Raw genomic sequence first — 614 nt, 5'->3', positions numbered from 1 at the left:
GGTAGCGCCTTTAAACATGCGGCGGATCGCAGCTTTCATCACGGTACTTTATTGGTCAATGCCAATATGCAAAAGCTGGGCGATTATCTCAATCCGCACCCACTCAAGTTGCAAGCCAAAGGCATTAAATCGGTACGTGCGCGCGTAGCCAATTTGGTTGAATTTAATGCAGACATCAATCACGAGACCTTATCTAATGCGATTATCGAGGCATTTTGTGAGTACTATCATGACACCGATTATGGCGACACTACGCCCGTAGAAGAGTTGGATGAAGCCAGTCTCGCCAAGCAGCCAGCGCTAGATAAATACTATCAGCAAATGGCCGATTGGGACTGGCGCTTTGGTAAGACGCCGCAGTTTAATCATCATATAGAAACCCGTTTTGATTGGGGTATTATTGATTTACATATGGATGTTCAGCAGGCCGTGATTACGGAGGTGGTTATCTTCTCGGATGCACTAAATGTGGAGCTGATCGACGTGTTGAAGCAGACTTTAACGGGCACTAAATACAATCGTAGTGAGGTAAAAGCTAAGCTTGCTGAGCTAGCCCAAGCACATGCTGAATTAGCCGCGCAAGTTGATGATGTTTCTGAGTGGTTGCTTGATGA

General features: G+C 46.1%; 1 protein-coding gene. It reads left to right on the top strand.

Features of this window, described 5'->3' with window-relative positions; genetic code table 11:
• Window positions 1-614 (top strand): lipoate protein ligase C-terminal domain-containing protein (locus ACTXGO_RS15830; protein WP_443575193.1); only part of this gene is annotated, 614 nt, incomplete at both ends.

Source organism: Psychrobacter sp. T6-1, from assembly GCF_052258445.1.
This window is presented reverse-complemented; position numbering and strand designations above follow the sequence as displayed.